The 17,097-nt window shown below is 72.1% G+C and carries 15 protein-coding genes; 9 read left to right on the top strand and 6 right to left on the bottom strand.

All coding sequences use genetic code 11. The features are described 5' to 3' along the window. Positions 1-7 precede the first annotated feature (7 nt). Positions 8-649 (top strand): DedA family protein, encoded by a 642-nt coding sequence (locus tag UW392_RS62690; protein WP_320784461.1) that lies wholly within the window; start codon positions 8-10, stop codon positions 647-649. An 81-nt stretch (positions 650-730) separates the two neighbouring features. Here UW392_RS62690 and UW392_RS62685 read toward each other — a convergent pair whose 3' ends face one another. Then, positions 731-1,261, bottom strand: a complete 531-nt coding sequence (locus UW392_RS62685; protein WP_320784460.1) for a gamma carbonic anhydrase family protein — start codon at positions 1,259-1,261, stop codon at positions 731-733. A 121-nt stretch (positions 1,262-1,382) separates the two neighbouring features. Between UW392_RS62685 and UW392_RS62680 the strand changes: the two genes are divergently transcribed. After that, the gene (locus UW392_RS62680) at positions 1,383-2,147 is read left to right on the top strand and encodes an acyltransferase (protein ID WP_320784459.1); all 765 of its coding nucleotides are present in this window, start codon (positions 1,383-1,385) and stop codon (positions 2,145-2,147) included. A gap of 93 nt (positions 2,148-2,240) precedes the next feature. On the opposite strand, the gene UW392_RS62675 is transcribed toward UW392_RS62680, so the two are convergent. Further along, positions 2,241-3,107: an EamA family transporter gene (locus UW392_RS62675; protein ID WP_320784458.1), complete on the bottom strand. Its 867-nt coding sequence runs from the start codon at positions 3,105-3,107 to the stop codon at positions 2,241-2,243. Between the two features lie 130 nt (positions 3,108-3,237). Between UW392_RS62675 and UW392_RS62670 the strand changes: the two genes are divergently transcribed. Together UW392_RS62670 and UW392_RS62665 are read left to right on the top strand one after the other, a co-directional pair. Then, on the top strand, positions 3,238-3,810 hold the full coding sequence (locus UW392_RS62670) for an XRE family transcriptional regulator (protein ID WP_320784457.1): 573 nt from the start codon (positions 3,238-3,240) through the stop codon (positions 3,808-3,810). A gap of 20 nt (positions 3,811-3,830) precedes the next feature. Next, on the top strand, positions 3,831-4,391 hold the full coding sequence (locus tag UW392_RS62665; RefSeq protein ID WP_320784456.1) for a YbaK/EbsC family protein: 561 nt from the start codon (positions 3,831-3,833) through the stop codon (positions 4,389-4,391). 7 nt (positions 4,392-4,398) lie between these two features. Here UW392_RS62665 and UW392_RS62660 read toward each other — a convergent pair whose 3' ends face one another. The 3 genes from UW392_RS62660 to UW392_RS62650 all read right to left on the bottom strand — a co-directional run bounded on the left by UW392_RS62660 (position 4,399) and on the right by UW392_RS62650 (position 9,613). After that, the gene (locus UW392_RS62660; protein ID WP_320784455.1) at positions 4,399-5,607 is read right to left on the bottom strand and encodes a 4-hydroxybenzoate 3-monooxygenase; all 1,209 of its coding nucleotides are present in this window, start codon (positions 5,605-5,607) and stop codon (positions 4,399-4,401) included. Between the two features lie 81 nt (positions 5,608-5,688). Beyond that, the gene (locus UW392_RS62655; RefSeq protein ID WP_320784454.1) at positions 5,689-9,114 is read right to left on the bottom strand and encodes an NACHT domain-containing protein; all 3,426 of its coding nucleotides are present in this window, start codon (positions 9,112-9,114) and stop codon (positions 5,689-5,691) included. Positions 9,115-9,205: 91 nt separating this feature from the next. Beyond that, the gene (locus tag UW392_RS62650) at positions 9,206-9,613 is read right to left on the bottom strand and encodes a CoA-binding protein (RefSeq protein ID WP_320784453.1); all 408 of its coding nucleotides are present in this window, start codon (positions 9,611-9,613) and stop codon (positions 9,206-9,208) included. 173 nt (positions 9,614-9,786) lie between these two features. Here UW392_RS62650 and UW392_RS62645 point away from each other — a divergent pair, with 173 nt between their 5' ends. Next, on the top strand, positions 9,787-11,943 hold the full coding sequence (locus tag UW392_RS62645) for a nuclease-related domain-containing DEAD/DEAH box helicase (RefSeq protein ID WP_320784452.1): 2,157 nt from the start codon (positions 9,787-9,789) through the stop codon (positions 11,941-11,943). Here UW392_RS62645 and UW392_RS62640 read toward each other — a convergent pair. Next, positions 11,895-12,950: a protein NO VEIN domain-containing protein gene (locus UW392_RS62640; RefSeq protein ID WP_320784451.1), complete on the bottom strand. Its 1,056-nt coding sequence runs from the start codon at positions 12,948-12,950 to the stop codon at positions 11,895-11,897. The two genes, UW392_RS62645 and UW392_RS62640, sit on opposite strands and share 49 nt — an antisense overlap. 330 nt (positions 12,951-13,280) lie before the next feature. On the opposite strand from UW392_RS62640, the gene UW392_RS62635 reads away from it, so the two are divergent. From UW392_RS62635 to UW392_RS62620, 4 genes are all read left to right on the top strand, one after another. After that, positions 13,281-13,808 carry a histidine phosphatase family protein gene (locus UW392_RS62635; protein ID WP_320784450.1) on the top strand — a complete coding sequence of 176 codons (528 nt, stop codon included), beginning with the start codon at positions 13,281-13,283 and terminating at the stop codon, positions 13,806-13,808. Positions 13,809-13,825: 17 nt separating this feature from the next. Continuing rightward, on the top strand, positions 13,826-14,452 hold the full coding sequence (locus UW392_RS62630) for a YigZ family protein (protein WP_320784449.1): 627 nt from the start codon (positions 13,826-13,828) through the stop codon (positions 14,450-14,452). A gap of 110 nt (positions 14,453-14,562) precedes the next feature. Continuing rightward, on the top strand, positions 14,563-15,726 hold the full coding sequence (locus UW392_RS62625) for an exonuclease SbcCD subunit D (RefSeq protein ID WP_320784448.1): 1,164 nt from the start codon (positions 14,563-14,565) through the stop codon (positions 15,724-15,726). Continuing rightward, the coding region (locus UW392_RS62620; protein WP_320784447.1) for an SMC family ATPase at positions 15,723-17,097 on the top strand (1,375 nt) is incomplete at its 3' end. The genes UW392_RS62625 and UW392_RS62620, both read left to right, overlap by 4 nt.

The raw sequence follows: 17,097 nt of genomic DNA, 5'->3' as shown, positions 1-17,097 counted from the left end.
GCCGGCAGTGCACGTCCAGGAGTGGCTCGACACGGTGCCCGCGGTCGCCGTCTACGCCGTGGTGGGACTGGTCATCGGTCTGGAGAGCCTGGGTATCCCGCTGCCCGGCGAGATCATCCTGGTGTCGGCGGCACTGCTGTCGTCCCAGCACGGCGGCATCGACCCGGTCGTCCTCGGTGTCTGCGCCACCGTCGGCGCGGTGGTCGGCGACTCCATCGGCTACGCGATCGGCCGCAGGGGCGGCCGGCCGCTGCTCGCGTGGCTGGGCCGGAAGTTCCCCCGGCACTTCAGCGAGGGCCATGTCGCCACCGCCGAGCGGTCCTTCACGAAGTGGGGCATGTGGGCGGTGTTCTTCGGCCGCTTCGTCGCCCTGCTCCGCATCTTCGCGGGACCGCTCGCCGGTGTCCTGCGGATGCCGTACTGGAAGTTCCTGATCGCCAACGTCCTCGGCGGCATCGTCTGGGCGGGCGGCACCACGGCCGTCATCTACTACGTGGGCGTCGTGGCCGAGTCCTGGCTGAAGCGCTTCTCCTGGCTGGGCCTGGTGGCCGCGGTCCTCATCGGCGCGACGTCGATGCTGATCCTGAGGCGGAAGGCGAAGAAGGCGCAGTCCCCGGAGCCCGCGGAACCCGTCGCCGCCGCCGAGTAGGGAGCGCCCCCGAAGGGGCGCGGGAAGGGGCGCGGGAAACTGGGCGAGCGACCATGACGCACCCGCGGTCCGCGCCCTGCGTCACTCCCCGACCTCCGCCCGGTGAGTCTTCGCCAGCTCGGCGTACAACGTGCCGTTGAGGGTCAACCCCTCCCGTTCCTCCTGGCTCAGCTCCCGCCGGACCTTCGCCGGCACCCCCGCCACCAGCGACCCCGGCGGCACCTCCATCCCCTGCGGCACCAGCGCCTGCGCGGCGACGAGCGACCCGGCGCCGATCACGGCACCGTTCAGCACCGTCGCGCCCATGCCGATCAGACAGTCGTCCTCGACACGCGCCCCGTGCACCACGGCGTTGTGCCCCACGGAGACCCGCTCCCCGATGGTGACGGGAAAGCCGGGGTCGGCGTGGAGCGTGCAGTTGTCCTGGACGTTGCTGCTCGCCCCGACCGTGATCCGCTCGACGTCGCCGCGCAGCACCGCGCCGTACCAGACGCTCGCCCCCGCGGCCACGCGCACGTCCCCGACGACCGAGGCGGTCGGTGCGACGAACGCCTCCGCGTCCACCTCGGGCTCCCTGCCGCCGATGCCCGTGATCAGTGCCCTGTGCGTCATTGCCGCCTCCGGTCCGTCCTTGTGTCACCGGCACGGTAGCCCAGCGGGCCGGGGCCGGGTGGGGCGAAGATCACAGCCCGCCCCACCGGTACCCGCACGGCACCCTGAGTACCGTGAGCGGGTGCCGAAGCCCGAGAACCCCCGACCCTCCAGGCGCCGCAGGCTCGCGCAGCGCGCCGTCCACGCGGGCTGGGCCTGGTTGCAGCGCACCGGATCGGTCACGGCGGAGCACCCCGGGCGGTTCCGGTTCGGCGCGCTCGGCCCGCACACCCGGCTGGCGTTCCCGCTCGGCACGGTCTTCGGCGAACCGTGGATCCACGTCGGCTCGTACTGCATCATCGGCGAGCGGGTCACGCTGACGGCCGGTCTGATGCCCGACCTCGACCTCGGCCCGGAGCCGATCCTGCGCATCGGCGACGGCGTCGTCCTCGGCCGGGGCAGCCACGTGATCGCCGACACCACGGTCACCATCGGCAGCGACTGCTACTTCGGCCCGTACGTCTACGTCACGTCCACGAACCACTCCTACGACGATCCGCACCAGCCGATCGGCAAGCAGTGGCCCCGCATGGAGCCGGTCGAGATAGGCCCCGGCTGCTGGATCGGCACCGGCGCGGTGATCCTGCCCGGCGCGCGGATCGGCCGGAACGTGGTGGTGGCGGCCGGCGCGGTCGTCCGGGGCACGGTCCCCGACCACGCGGTGGTGGCTGGGGCGCCCGCCCGTGTCGTACGGCGCTGGACCCCCGACGACGGCTGGCAGCCACCGCTGCGGACCCCGGCGCCGAAGCCGATCCCCGACGGCGTCACCCCACAGCAGCTGAGCGCGCTGTCCGGCCTGGACGAGGAGACGGCGGCACGACTGGCACGGCTGGACACGGAGCCCTGAGCCCGACACCGGGTCCCTGAGGCCGACACCGGGTCCTTGAGGTCGGCACCGCGTCCTTGAGCCGGCACCGGGCCCTTGAGGCCGGCGTGGGCGTCACCCCGCCGCCAGCAGTACCGTGCCCGCCAGGGCGACCCCCGCCCCCGCCGCCTGCACCCCGCGCAGCCGTTCCCGCAGCGCCACGCGCGCGACGATCGCCGTCACCACCGGGCAGAGGGAGGCGAGCACGGCGGCGACCACGACCGGACCGCGCGAAGCGGCCAGCGCGTAGGTGCCGTTGGCGCCGACGTCGGCCAGGCCGACCAGGGCGAGCGCCGGCAGCGACCGCCACGGGAAGCCCTCCGCCGGCAGGGCGGGCGTCCCGCGCCGCACCGACGCGGCCAGTGCCGGGACGCCGACGACGACGTTGGTGACGCGCTGCGCGAACAGGGCGAGGAACAGACCGGGGAGCGTGACCGACGCCTCGGCGATCAGGGTCATCACCGTCCCGAAGGCGCCCGCCGCGACCAGGGCGAGCAGGACCGCCTGCCGCCGCACGGGCGCGCCGTGCGCGCCGTCACCCCGCGCGCCGCACGCCAGGACGACCCCGGCCGCGGCGACGACCGCACCGGCCAGCCGGAGCGGCCCGGGGCGTTCGCCGAGCACCACTCCGACGGCGACGGGAACGACCGCGCCGACCGACCCCAGCGGTGAGACGACGCCCATCGGGCCGAGCGCCAGCGCGCGGTAGAAGGCGAACATCCCCACCGGCCCGGCGACCCCGGCGGCCACGGCGAACCACAGCCGCGGCGCCGCCTCGCCCCACGCCCCGGTGCCGGTCACCACCGCGCCGAGCACGACCGCCGCGACCGTCTGCGAGACGACCACCACCGTCAGCGCGGACATCCGCCGCGTGAGGGCCCCGCCGCCGAAGTCGGCCAGCCCCCACAGCAGGCTCGTGGCCAGTGCGAACAGCGCTGTCATGGGCGTACCGCCTCGCAGTACAGTGCGATGGACGATCGGGTACAGCCGACCGTAGTTCAGTAAGCTGTACCGCACTAGCCAAAATAATGGACGGCCGTCATGTGGGCCGGCCGAGAACAGTGGACGGAACGTGTCGGACCTCGACCTGCTGACCCAGTCCCTCGCGCGCAACGTCAAGCGCTGGCGCACCGAGCGCGGGTACACCCTGGACGCCCTCGCCGGACGCGCCGGGGTCAGCCGCGGCATGCTCATCCAGATCGAGCAGGCCCGCACCAACCCGAGCCTGGGCACCGTCGTCAAGATCGGCGACGCGCTGGGGGTCAGCATCACCACCCTGCTCGACTACGAACAGGGCCCCAGGGTCCGGATCGTCTCGGCCGAGCAGGCGGTACGGCTCTGGCACACCGAGGAGGGCAGCTACAACCGGCTGCTCGCCGGTACGGAGGCGTCCGGCCCGCTGGAGATGTGGGACTGGCGGCTCATGCCGGGGCAGGCCAGCCCGTCCGACCCGCACCCCGAGGGCACGGTCGAGCTGGTGCACGTCACGGCGGGGGAGCTGACCCTCACCGTGGACGGCGCGGAGCACCGCGTACCGGCCGGGGCGAGCGCGTCCTTCGAGGCCGACACCCCGCACACGTACGCCAACACCGGTGACGTGCCGATGGAGATGGTCATGGCCGTCTCCGTACCGTTCGTGCGCTGAGCCCTTGTTACCGTGCGGGCATGCAGCCACCCATCGGAGACTTCGACCACGCCACGCCCGCCCCGGACTGCCTCGACGAACTGACCGCCCCGGTCGCCGACGCGGTACGCCACTGGCGGGGCGGCGTACCCGCCGAGCAGATCCTCTACGTCGACACCGACCCGGAGTGGGCCGACACCGCGACCTTCGTCGAGCACTACGGCCGTGACCTGCTGGAGCAGTCCGCCAACTGCGTGGTCGTCTCCGGCAAGCGGGCCGGCGGGACGTCCCTCGCCGCCTGCCTGGTGCTGTCGACCACCCGCGTCGACGTCAACGGCGTGGTCCGGCGCCGTCTGGGCGCCCGCAAAGCGTCGTTCGCGCCGATGGACACCGCCACGGGCCTGACCGGTATGGAGTACGGCGGGATCACCCCGGTCGGCCTCCCCGCGGAGTGGCCGCTGCTGGTGGACGCGGCCGTCGTCGACCTGCCGTACGTCCTGGTCGGCAGCGGACGGCGGCGCGGCAAGCTGCTGGTGCCGGGCAAGGCGTTCGCGGAACTGCCCGGGGCGGTCGTCCTGGACGGACTGGGCGTCACTGTCTGAGCCCCGGTCAGGCGACGGTCCGCGCCCCCAGGTACTGCTCGGCGAAGGCCGCCGCCGCGACGGGCGAGTCGAACAGGCGCCGCAGCCGTGCCAGGGTCGTGCCCGCGCGGTAGGGATCACCGGAGGCGGTGCCGTGGTACACCTCGGAGAGCCACTGCGAGAACTCCTGGTAGTCCCAGACCCGCCGCAGACATGTCGCCGAGTAGGCGGACAGCCCGTCCCCGTCGCCCTTCGTCAACCGCGCGACCAGCCCCTCCCCGAGCAGGAAGGCGTCGTGCAGGGCGAGGTTCATGCCCTTGGCGGCGATCGGCGCGGTGAGATGGGCGGCGTCCCCGGCGAGGAACAGCCGCCCGGCGGCCATCGGCTCCACGACGTAGTTGTGCATGTCGAGGACGCGCTTCTCGATCAGCCGGCCCTCGTTCAGCGGCGGCGCGCCCCCGGCCGCGAGCCGCTCCCGCAGCTCCGCCCAGACCCGACGGTGCGACCAAGCCTCCGGGTCGTCGCCCGGCGGACACTGGAGGTAGTAGCGCGTGACGTCGGTACTGCGCTGCATGTGGCCGGCGAAACCGCGCGGATGCATCCCGAACACCACGCAGTCCGCCGACTGCGGCGCCTCGGCGAGCAGCGCCAGCCAGCCGATGCCGTAGTCGAGCCGGGCGGTCCGCACCCGGTCCGCGGGCATCGCGGCCCGCGTCACCCCACGAGCACCGTCGCACCCGGCGACGAACGCGCACTCCACGGTCGGCCGCTCACCCGTCCCCGGATCGGTGTACGACACCGAGGGCCGCTCCGAGTCCATCCCGTCGAGCCGCACGTCCCGCACACCGAACCGGATGGCGCCGCCCCGCACGTCCGCGTACTCCCGCACCAGGTCCGTGACGAGGAACTGCTGCGGATACACCCAGTGGTGGAGCCCGGTCAGCTCGCCGTACCGGAACCGGAACCGCTCGCCGCCGAACCGGAACTCGCACTCACCGTGCCGCTGCGCCCGCTCCAGCAACCCGCGCGCGAGCCCCCGACGTTCGAGCCCGCGCACCACCCACTCCTCGATGACCCCGGCCCGGGGCCGCCGCTCGATGAACTCCCGCGTCTCGCTCTCCAGCACCAGACACCCGACCCCCGCGTCCCGCAGCACACTGCCGAGAACGAGCCCGGCGGGCCCGGCCCCCACGACGACGACCGGGAAGCGCTCGGAGGCGGGGGAGGCTGGGGTCATCCGGGCATTATGGCGGGCGTGGGAACAGTCGGAAACGGGTTGGACGGCGTTCGTGACCGCGGTATCCGGGCGGTGCCGACCTCACGACAACAGAGTGACGGACACCGACTCGGGCAGGGCGTCGAGCCCCCGCACACGGTCGGCCGCGACCGCGACCACGACGTTGCGCAGGGCCGGCAGCCCGGCCAGTGGTGCGAGGTCGATGTCCCCCTCCGCGGTCATGTCCCCGTGGAACTCGCAGTAGTCCAGCGCCGGGAAGGCTCCGGGCAGCCGGTGCACCGCCGCTTGCACGACGCGTTCACCCTTTCCTCCGAGGAGACGGAGGAAGGAGACGCCGTCGAGGACCGCACCCGGTGGGAGCGTCTCCAGGCACGCGGCGGTCGCGGTGAGATCGGTGAGCCGGGGAAGACCGCAGAGTTCCTCCCACTCCTGCGCGGAAGCCGGGCTCGACGGGTCGTTGAGCCTCAGGCTTGTCAGGTCGGTGAAAACGCCGATGCCCCGGATCCCTCCCGCTGCGGGCCGGGTCGCCCCTGACACCCCGAGTGAGAGCAGAGGGGCCTGCTGCGGCAGATCCGCCGGGCTCCAGCGCAGCTCGTCGGGTCCGTGGAGGCCGAGCCGCTCCAGGCGGGACAAGCACGACAGCGTGCTCAGATCCAGGTCGGCGCGATCGGTACTGATGCTCAGGGTGTCGATGGGAAGGCCGCGCAGGGCGGAGAGATCGGTCAGTCTGGAGCAGAAGTTCAGATTGACCGACTGCAGCCGTGACTGCCCGGAGAGGAACGCGAGGTCAGTGATCTCGTCGTTGGACAGAAAAAGGGACGTCAGTTCGTGCCGGGCGGTGCAAGTGGCCAGGGCCTCCAGGGACACGTTGCCCCTGACATCCAGGTCATCGACCTGGACATCGAGGCGGCTCAGCTGGTGGAGCTGCTCATCGGACCGGACCGGGAAGGTCAGGTCCGTCGGGTCCATACGCGCGACGATCTCTTCCGCGAACTGTTCCGTGTCGAAGCGGGACCAGGCCCACAGCAGCTCGGAGAGCACCGGAGTGAAGGGATAGCGGGTGTAGCGGGACAAGAAGCTCAGCGCGGCGTCGGATGTGATGTGCGACGCCGCGGTGACCACGTTGACGGCGGCCGCGTGATCGGGCACTTCCTCCGGACCCGGGAGGAGATGAAGGATCAATGGACCGACATCGGCGAGAGCCCGCGCCTCCTCGTGGCCGGTCGGCGGAATCAGAGTCGCCGTGCGCTGTTCCACGGCCTCGCGGACCGCGGGATCGAGGGCCGTGGCGTGTTCCAGACAGGCGGCGGCGAGCAGGTAGATCCTGGCCTGGACGCCCTTGTCGACGGCCCGGTCGCCTCTCAGGAGGAGCGCATCGAAGATCGTCACGCGTTCACGGGCCCGGGCGAGGGCGACCGCCATCCGGATGACGTCCTCCCACTGGTCGTCGGCCGCGTGCTCGCTGAGCAGTCCGAAGTCGCCCTCCTCAAGTGCTGCCCGGGCACCCAGAAAATCCTGGAAGGTGCGGTGGACGAAGTCCACGGAGTCGGGTGTCGGCTCGCGGAGCAGGCCGCTGCGCTGCAGGAAGTGGTCGAAGACTGCTGACGCGTCCCCCAGAGCGGCCACCTCGGGGACCGCGGGCAGGGCCCGACCGACGATCTGCTCGGCGCGTGCCCGGTCCATCTCGGTGCGGCCGTTCTTGATCAGCCAGTAGGCGAGCCGCTGGAGCACGTCGAGCTGAGGGTCCTCGGCGAGTTCGGGACCCTCCATGTCGCGCTCTCTGTCACGGCGGCTCAGCAGCATCGACAGCGTGGCCTCGTAGAGACCCTTACGGCCGTGCGGGAGATAACCGCGGCGGTCCCGGTGCAGGGCGCAGATCAGCCCGCACATCAGTGGATTCGTCGCCAGCCGGGCGAGGCCGGGTTCGGTGCGGACGGCCGTGAGCAGTTGGGTCTCGTACCGCTCGAGGTCGGTGTCGTCCGCACCGCCGGTGCGTGCCGCGTGGTGCCAGCGCCGGATGAACGTGGCGATGCTGGCGGAGTCCATGGCGGAGAGGCTGAGTTCGGTGAAGTCCTCCTCGGCGAGCCAGTCCCGGTGCACGGCGGCCGGACGGGAGGTGACGAGCCAGCGGTTGTCGCCGTCGTAGGTCTCGATGAGCTCCCGCAGCCACTTCCTGGTGCGCTCGCGTTCGCGGTCGGGTATCTCGTCGATGCCGTCGATGAGGATCAGTCCGCGTCCCGCGACGAGCACTCTGTTCTCCCAGCCCTGGGGCTGGACGCCGTCGAGGGGACAGCCGGTGGCGGCCAGGAAGTGCTTGGGGGAGGGCAGGGGACTGCCGTTCCGTGTCAAGGTGCGCAGGGGGAGGACGAAGGGGACGCGGTCGTACAGGTACTCTGCGCCGTCGGGAAGGTCCTGGCAAGCGGCGGTGACCGCCAGCCACTGGATCAGCGTCGTCTTGCCCGATCCGGCCTCGCCGCGCAGCAGCACGCGGTGGCTGGTGGCGAGGGCGCGGTCCGCGGGCTGGGGAGTGGACAGGTTCCACTCGGCCCGGCCTTCGAGGTCGGCATGGACCTTCAGCCTGATGAGGTCACTGGACTCGTTCGCCAGGCCGCGCCTGATGGTGTCGTACGTGGACCGGAGCACGTCATGGGACAGAGGAACTGACGCCGACTCGGACGCCGCGTGATCCACTGCGGGCCCCTCCGCTCCACCCGCCGCCAGGAAGTGCGCGGCCCGCTCCACGGAGGCAAGGGCCGGGCTGCGGAAGTCCTTCAGCTCGATCATCAGCCGCTCGTACCAGGAGGCCGACGCCTGAAGGCTCAAGTAGGCCACGTCCAGAGGCCACCGCCGCGGAGAGTTGTTCAGATCGATGCCGTAGATCGTCAGCTTGCCGTGCTTCTTCGTCATGTGGGCGAGGTACTGCTGCTCGAAAGCGGCGTCCTCACCGCCGGGTAGAGGGTTGCGGCGGATCAGCTCGTCCACCTTGCCGACCAGCTCGTCGAGCGTCCGCGCCTGCTCGACCAGAGCATGGGCGATGAACGTCGAGCGCTGGGTGAAGAAGTGCAGGATGTGCAGACAGGCTGTGTCCAGCAGACTCCCGTAGAAGTACGTTCCGTCGGCGGACAGGTGGCGTTCCGGGGAGCCGGCGGCGCGCCGCAGGACCCGGGCGAACTCCTGATGGCCGAGGCGGACGGCGTCGAGGTCGGTGACCGTGAGTTCGCCGAGGGCGCGCAATGTGGTGGCAAGGGCGTCGGTGACGGCCTGCTGCTCGTCGGCCGCGATGGGCCGTTCGCCTGCTCGCAGGGCCTGCTTGACGAGTTTCCCGGCGAGATCACCCACATCGGCCTCGGTCAGCGTGCGCTTCTCGCCCTTGAAGGAAACGTAGCCGGAGAGGCGGACCGGCTTGTCCACGAGGCCGGCTCCGGGGCTTTCGGCGACGAAGAGCTTCTTGACGAGTGGACCGACGGCGGCCGAGGCCAGCCGCGCACCGATGGACGTAAGTTCCAACTATGCCCCCGTTGAACTGTATTGACCCCTGGTGCTGATCCTACGGGCCCCCACCGGGCCGTGGCGGTGTCCCGCCCGGAGCGTCCGCGACTCAGCCCAGCTGCGGTATCTCGATCGCGGGGCAGCGGTCCATGACCATGTCGAGACCGGCGGTCCGGGTCCGCTCGTACGCCGCCTCGTCGACCACCCCGAGCTGGAACCACACTGCCTTCGCCCCCTTGGCCACTGCTTCGTCGGCGACGGCTCCGGCCAGATCGCTGTTGACGAAGACGTCGACGACGTCCACGTCGAACGGGATGTCCGCGAGGGAGGCGTACCCCTGCTCGCCGTGGACCGTCTCGGCCTTCGGGTGCACGGGAACGATCCGCTTGCCGAAGCGCTGCAGGACGGACGCCACCCCGTAGGCGGCACGCTGCTGATTGGCGGACAGGCCCACTACGGCCCAGGTGTCGCCGTGGCCGGTGAGGATCCTGCGTACAGTCTCGGTGTCGCCGTACATGGTGTCGCCTCCGTTAGCTCGCCGTACTTTCCAGCGAGAACGTCCTGGACCGGGACGCGATTCCCTGCCGCGGCGGGTCGGCGCCGAGTACACGCGGACATGCACCAGGTCAGGCGGTCTGCCCTCGGGGTTGCCGACCACCCTATGATCGCTACTCTGCGTACAAGGGGGCGGTGCGTACAGTGGGCGGATCGGCGTCTCGGCAGGCACAGGACGCGCGGCGGCAGGAGCGAGAGCTGCGCGAGCAGTGGCAGGCGGCACGGCAGCGTGCGCGGCAGTGGGAGGCCGCCGACGAGGGCGAACGACGCGTGGCGGCCCAACTGCTGCTTTTGACGGCCCGCGGCTGGCGGCTACTGGTCGACCGCAGGTGGCCGGGGACCCGCTCGGCCAATGTGGACATGCTTCTGGTCGGTCCCGGCGGAGTGTTCGTCGTCGATGTGAAGAATTGGCGTACCGCGCCGGAGATCGTGGACGGCAGGCTGACCGCCGGCGGCTCGTCCCGTGACGCGCATGCGGTCAAGCTCCTGGCTGTGACGAGAGCGGCGGAATCGGCCGTCGCGTCGCTGGGGATGTCCCCGGTGGCGGTCCATCCGCTCATGGTCTTCGCCGGTCACCGCCTCGACGCGGCCCTCGGCAGGATCCGGCTCCTGGGAGAGCGTGAGGCCGGACCGGCGCTGCTGTCCGAGCGCCGCCGGCTGGGCGTGGAGTCCGTGCGCGCCCTGGCCGACCATCTGGAGCGCGTCTTCCCCGAGTACGACGGCCCCAGCATCATGCGGCAGACCTTCCCGCAACCGCGTCCACCGGTCGGCGAAGAAGCGGCGGACGGCCTCTTCGACCTGGACGGCCTCCGCCAGGCGGCTCTCCGCGAGGCACTGCGGGCTCCGGTCGAGCAATGGATGACCTTCCTCCATCCCGACCAGGTGGCACTCGTACGCCGCGACTGGTCGGGACCCGCACGGATCAGCGGCCCGGCCGGTACGGGCAAGACCGTGGTCGGTCTGCATCGCGCGGTCCATCTGGCCCGACGTACCGCAGGCCGGATCCTGTACGTCACCTACGCCAACAACCTGCCGCGTGTGCAGTCCACCTTCCTCCGGGACATGGCACCCGCCGTGGCCGACCGGATCGAATGCCGCAGCCTGCACGCGTGGGCGCACGAGTACCTGCGCGACCGCGGCATTCCGGTGAGTCTGCACGGGGGCAAGGCCGAGACCGCCTTCAGCCTTGCCTGGAAACACGTCGGGCGGGCCGGTGGCCTGGCCGCGCTGACAGCCGATTCCGGCTACTGGCGGGAAGAGATCGATTACGTCATTAAGGGCCGCGGCATCACGTCCTTCGAGGAGTATGCCGCGGTGAACCGACGTCGGCGGCGGGTGAGCCTCCGACGGCCGCACAGGCAGGCGGTGTGGGCTCTGTGCGAGGACTATGCGGCGCGTCTCGCCGAGCGCGGCGTTCACGACTTCAACGACGTGCTTTCCCTGGCGCTCGCGGAGGCGGAGCGACGTACTGAGCAGAGCCCGTACGCGGCCGTCATCGTGGACGAGGTGCAGGACCTGACACTGGTCGGCGTGCGCCTGCTGCACGCACTCGTCGGCGACGTGCCCAACGGCCTGCTGCTGATCGGCGACGGCCAGCAGGCGGTCTACCCGGGTGGCTTCCGGCTGTCCGATGCCGGTATCGACATTCGTGGCGACCGTGGACAGGTGCTGGGGGTCAACTACCGCAACGGCGAGGCGATTCTGAGGGCCGCGCTCACCGTGGTGTCCGGTGACTCCTTCGAGGATATCGACGGCCGGCGGACGCCGGGCCGCCGCGAGGTCGACCTGGCCTACCACGACGGTCGCGTGACGCGTGTCTGCGCGCCCACTACCACCGAGCACGATGACGCACTGCTGAGCGCGCTGCGTGACGTTCCGGCGTCACTCCTTGCCGATACCGCGGTGCTCTGTTCCTCCAAGCGTGCGATCGACCGCTACCGGCGACTGATCCAGGGGGCGGGTATCCCCGTGTGCCTGTTGGAACACTACGACGGCCGTCCCGTCGACGCGGTCAAGCTCGGCAGCTATCGCCGGGCCAAGGGCCTGGAGTTCAAACGGGTGTATCTGCCCGATCACGACGGAGGTCTGGCCACGGGGCCGCTCGGAGCCCCAGCAGACGCCGCTGACGTCACGGCGGAGCGCGCGGAGCTCCTCCGGAGCCAGCTCTTCGTGGCCATGACCCGGGCCCGCGACCTGCTGTGGCTGGGCAGTGTGGACACCTCCCGACACGGCGGGCACAAGGGTCACGAGGCGGGAGGAGGACCTTTGAACCCGCCTCCCGGAAGGGGGTAGCTGTACGCGGTGGGGACGAGCTCCTCCCGTCCCGGCACCCAGTCGGCCCACGTCCGCCACCGCCCGCCGTGGCAGCGGAGGCCGCTGTCGAGTTCGATCTGGTCTATCACTATGAGACGCGTCGGGACGCTCTCCGCGTGGCGGACCTCTCCGTCGGTGAGATTGATCGCCGCGCGCGTGAGCGTGCTGCCCTTCACCTCGATGTGGGACTCGACGCCGTCCTTGCACACGGTGATGTCCCAGGGTGAATGGTCGCCCACGTCCTCGACGTCGTAACCGAGCCCCCGGTAGTGACTCATCACCATGTCCATGGCGTGTCGCTCGACCGCCCTGCGTCTACGGGCGTCGCGCTGCCGGGCGAACCCGGTGGACGCGGCGCGGCGCGGTGACGACGACGGCGCCTCGGTGGGGTCCGGCGCGGCGGCCTCGCCTTCATCGGGTTCGGAGATCGCTGTCTGACGCAGTTCCAGCAGCTCGGGCAGTTCCTCCACACACGCTCGCGGAACCTTGGTGAGATATCCCTGCGCCGCGCGGAGGGGCCGCCGGTCCGAGAAGACGAACGGGAAATAGAGCGGCGTTCCGAGTGCCTCCGCCAGCTGGTCCCGCAGCACCCGCAGACGCGGTTCGATCTCACGCAGACGGGTTTGAGTGACCGGGTGTTCAAGACGGCGGTATCCCCCGAGGCGTGCTTCCCAGGCAGGCTCCGGCTCAGGGGTGGCGTCACCGCGCCGGCGGCCGTAGGTACCCCGGCTCTGCCAGGTGATGGTCGATGCGAACGGCTCGCCCACGACATGCGAGTAGCCCACCACCCCGGGACCGTGGTTCTTGTCCCAGTGCAGCACTAGGTCGCCGGGCCGTACTTGCCGGACCAGTGAGTAGGACCAGTAGTCCTCGCCCCGGTCATTGAGTTGGGGTGCCAGCAGATTGGTGCCGATGTCGTCGCGATTGGTGATCTCCAACCAGTACCGCTCGCTCGGATCTCCGCTCCACCAACGGTTGACGGGCATACATCCACCCCACTCGAGAATCGCCCTGGACTGTGCTGATCATGTCAGCCGATGAAGCCGGGAAGAAGGCCGGGCGCACAGGCGTGCGTCATGACCTTCGCCAAGGGGCGCAAGGGTTTTAAGCTCGCTGCGTGCCCCGCCTTACCGACGACCGGCCAGGACACCCTGTCCCCGTCGCCCCTGTGCCGCGGGGACTCGCCCGGGTGCGGAGGGGGCGGGTCGTGCGTGTCGAGGCCGAGGGCGTGCCGGCGCTCGGCGGTGCCCGCTTCGAGACGTACGCCTGCGCCGCCGGTTTCTCGGCCTCGACCGCGTCCGTGATCTGGGGGTTTCGTGAAGAGTGAAGAGCGTCGCCTGGTGGTGCTGCGGCACGCCAAGTCCGCCTGGCCCGAGGGTGTGGCCGACCACGATCGTCCGCTCGCCGCGCGGGGCCGACGGGACGCCCCGGCCGCCGGGCGGGTCCTCGCCGGGGCCGGGCACCTGCCGGACCTCGTGCTGTGCTCGACGGCGCTGCGCGCGCGTGCGACCTGGGAGCTGGCCTCGGCGCAGTGGGACGCGCCGCCCCCGGTCCGCCACGAGGGACGGCTGTACGGCGCGGACGCGGCCGGGCTGCTCGACGTGGTCCGCGCGGTGTCCGACGAGATCCGCGCCCTGCTGGTCGTCGGGCACAACCCCGGACTGGAGGAGCTGGTGCTGCTGCTCGCGGGCGGTGGCAGCGGCGACGCGCTGGAACGGATCGGGGTGAAGTTCCCCACCTCCGCCCTCGCCGTACTGGAGTGGCGTGGTGCCGACTGGGGAGAGCTGGGACCGGGGTCGGCGCTGCTGACCTCGGTGACCGTGCCCAGGGGCGCCCGCCGGTGACCGCATAGGCTGGCCCGATGCAGGACGAGTACCGCACCGTCGCCCGCGCGGGCACGCACGAGACCGAGATCAACCGCTCCCGTTTCCTGTGCGCCCTCGCCCCGGCCGCCACCGAGCGGGAGGCCCAGGACTTCGTCGCGGCGGTGCGCGAGGAGCACGCCGACGCCACCCACAACTGCTGGGCCTACGTCGTCGGCGCCGACGCCTCCGTGCAGCGCGCGAGCGACGACGGCGAACCCGGCGGCACCGCCGGGCTGCCCATGCTCCAGATGCTGCTGCGCCGCGAGATGCGCTATGTCGTCGCCGTCGTCACCCGCTACTACGGCGGTGTCAAGCTCGGCGCCGGAGGGCTCATCCGGGCCTACGGCGGCGCGGTCGGCGAGGCGCTGGACGCCGTGGGCACCCGCACCCGGCGGCGGTTCCGGCTCGCCACCGTGACCGTCGACCACCAGCGGGCCGGCCGGCTCCAGAACGACCTGCGCGCTACCGGACGCGAGGTCCGCGACGTGCGCTACGCGGAGGCCGTCACCATCGAGATCGCGCTGCCGGACGCCGACGTGCCCGCCTTCCGCGCCTGGCTCGCGGACGCCACCGCGGGGACGGCCGGGTTCGAGACGGGCGGCGAGGCGTACGGCGACGCGTGAGAGCCGCATGGGGGATGAAACGGACTAGTCACGCTTAACGGGCTGGTGTGGCCAGGCGGAACGGGAGCAACCGGCCGGGCTGTCAGACCCGGCCGTTAATCTCGGGAGGCATGAGACTGCTGCACACCTCCGACTGGCACCTCGGCCGGGCGTTCCACCGGGTGAACATGCTCGGCGCCCAGGCCGGGTTCATCGGTCACCTCGTCGACACCGTGCGCGAGCGCGACGTCGACGCCGTGGTCGTGTCGGGGGACGTGTACGACCGTGCCGTGCCGCCGCTCGCCGCGGTCGAGCTCTTCGACGACGCCCTGCACCGCCTCGCCGCCCTCGGCGTCCCCACGGTGATGATCTCCGGCAACCACGACTCCGCGCGGCGCCTGGGCGTGGGCGCGGGGCTCATCGACCGCGCCGGCATCCACCTGCGCACCGCCCCCGCCGACTGCGGCACCCCCGTCGTCCTCGCCGACGAGCACGGCGAGGTCGCCTTCTACGGCCTGCCGTACCTCGAACCCGCCCTCGTCAAGGACGAGTTCGGGGTCGACCGGGCCGGACACGAGGCCGTGCTCGCCGCCGCCATGGACCGGGTCCGCGCCGACCTCGCCACCCGCCCGCCCGGCACCCGCTCCGTCGTCCTCGCGCACGCCTTCGTCACCGGCGGCGAACCCAGCGACAGCGAGCGGGACATCACCGTCGGCGGTGTCGCCGCCGTCCCCGCCGGTGTCTTCGACGGCGTCGACTACGTGGCACTCGGCCACCTCCACGGCTCCCAGACCCTCACCGACCGCGTCCGCTACTCCGGCTCCCCGCTGCCGTACTCCTTCTCCGAGGCCACCCACCGCAAGAGCACCTGGCTGATCGACCTCGGCGCCGACGGCGCGGTCACCGCCGAGCGGATCGACTGCCCGGTGCCGCGCCCGCTGGCCAGACTGCGGGGCGAGCTGGAGGACCTGCTCGCCGACCCGGCGCTGACCCCGCACGAGGAGGCGTGGGTCGAGGCGACGCTCACCGACCCGGTCCGCCCCGCCGACCCCATGGCCCGGCTCACCGAGCGCTTCCCGTACACGCTCCACCTCGTCTTCGACCCCGAACGCGCCCCGGACGACCCCGACGTGTCCTACGCCCGCCGCCTCGCCGGCCGCACCGACCAGCAGATCGCGGAGGACTTCGTCGCCCACGTCCGCGGCGCCGGACCGGACGCCCGCGAACAGGCCGTGCTGCGCGACGCGTTCGACGCCGTCCGCGCCGACGAGACCCTCCGCGAGGTGGCCCGGTGAGACTGCACCGCCTCGACATCACCGCCTTCGGACCCTTCGGCGGAGCACAGAGCGTCGACTTCGACGCCCTGTCGACGGCCGGTCTCTTCCTGCTGCACGGCCCCACCGGCGCCGGCAAGACCTCCGTCCTGGACGCCGTGTGCTACGCCCTGTACGGCTCCGTCCCCGGCGCCCGGCAGAGCGGCCAGGGCACCGCCCTGCGCAGCGACCACGCCGACGCGGCCGTCCGCACCGAGGTCCGGCTCGACCTCACCGTCGCCGGACGTCACCTGGAGATCACCCGGCAGCCGCCCTGGGAGCGGCCCAAGAAACGCGGCTCCGGCACCACCGTCGACAAGGCCCAGACCTGGCTGCGCGAGTACGACGCCGGCACCGGCACCTGGCGCGACCTCAGCCGCTCCCACCAGGAGGTCGGCGAGGAGATCACCCAGCTCCTCGGCATGAGCCGCGAACAGTTCTGCCAGGTCGTGCTCCTGCCGCAGGGCGACTTCGCGCGGTTCCTGCGCGCCGACGCCGAGGCGCGCGGCAAGCTCCTCGGCCGGCTGTTCGACACCCACCGGTTCGCCGAGGTCGAGAAGCGCCTCGCCGAGCGGCGCCGTGCCGCCGAGACCCGGGTCCGCGACGGCGACACCGCGCTGCTGGCCGACGCCCACCGCATGCAGCAGGCCGCGGGCGACGCCATGGAACTGCCGGAACCCGCCCCCGGGGAACCCGGACTCGCCGAGGCCGTGCTGAGTGCCGCAGCCGTCGCCCGCAGCACCGTACGGGAGCAGGCCACGATCGCCCGCTGCCGCCTCACCGCCGCCGAGGCCGCCCAGACCGCCGCCGAGCGCGACTTCGCCGACGTACGGGAACGCGACCGGTTGCAGCGCCGGTTCGCCGAGGCGAGGGCGCGGGCGGCGCGGCTCGCCGAGCGGACCGGTGAGTACCGCGCGGACCAGGAGCGCATGGAGCGGGCCCGCAAGGCGGAGACGGTCGCCCCCGCGCTGGAGCTGCGGGAGGCCGCCGAGGCCGAGCACCGGCGGGCGGCCGCCGCCGAGTCCCGCGGGCGTGCCCGGTTGCCCGCCCCTCACGCGGAGGCCGACGCCGCCGGACTCGCCGCCGCCGCCCGCCGCGCCGCCGAGGAACTGGGCCGCCTGGAGTCGGCCCGCCGCGCCGAACAGCGCCTCGCCGCACTCATCGAGGAGCGCACCGCACGCGACCGCGACGAACGCGCCGACGACGACGTCCTCACCGAGGCGGAGAGCTGGCTCGCCGGCTGGGACGACACCCGCGCCGCGCTCCGCACGGCCGTCGACACCGCCCGGGAGGCCGCCTCCCGCGCGGAGCAGCTCGCCGTACGGCGCGACCCGGCCCTGCGCCGGCTGCGGG

This window comes from Streptomyces sp. CRN 30 (assembly GCF_034105845.1).
The sequence above is the reverse complement of the archived record's forward strand: the minus strand, read 5'-3'. Positions and strand labels throughout refer to the sequence as shown.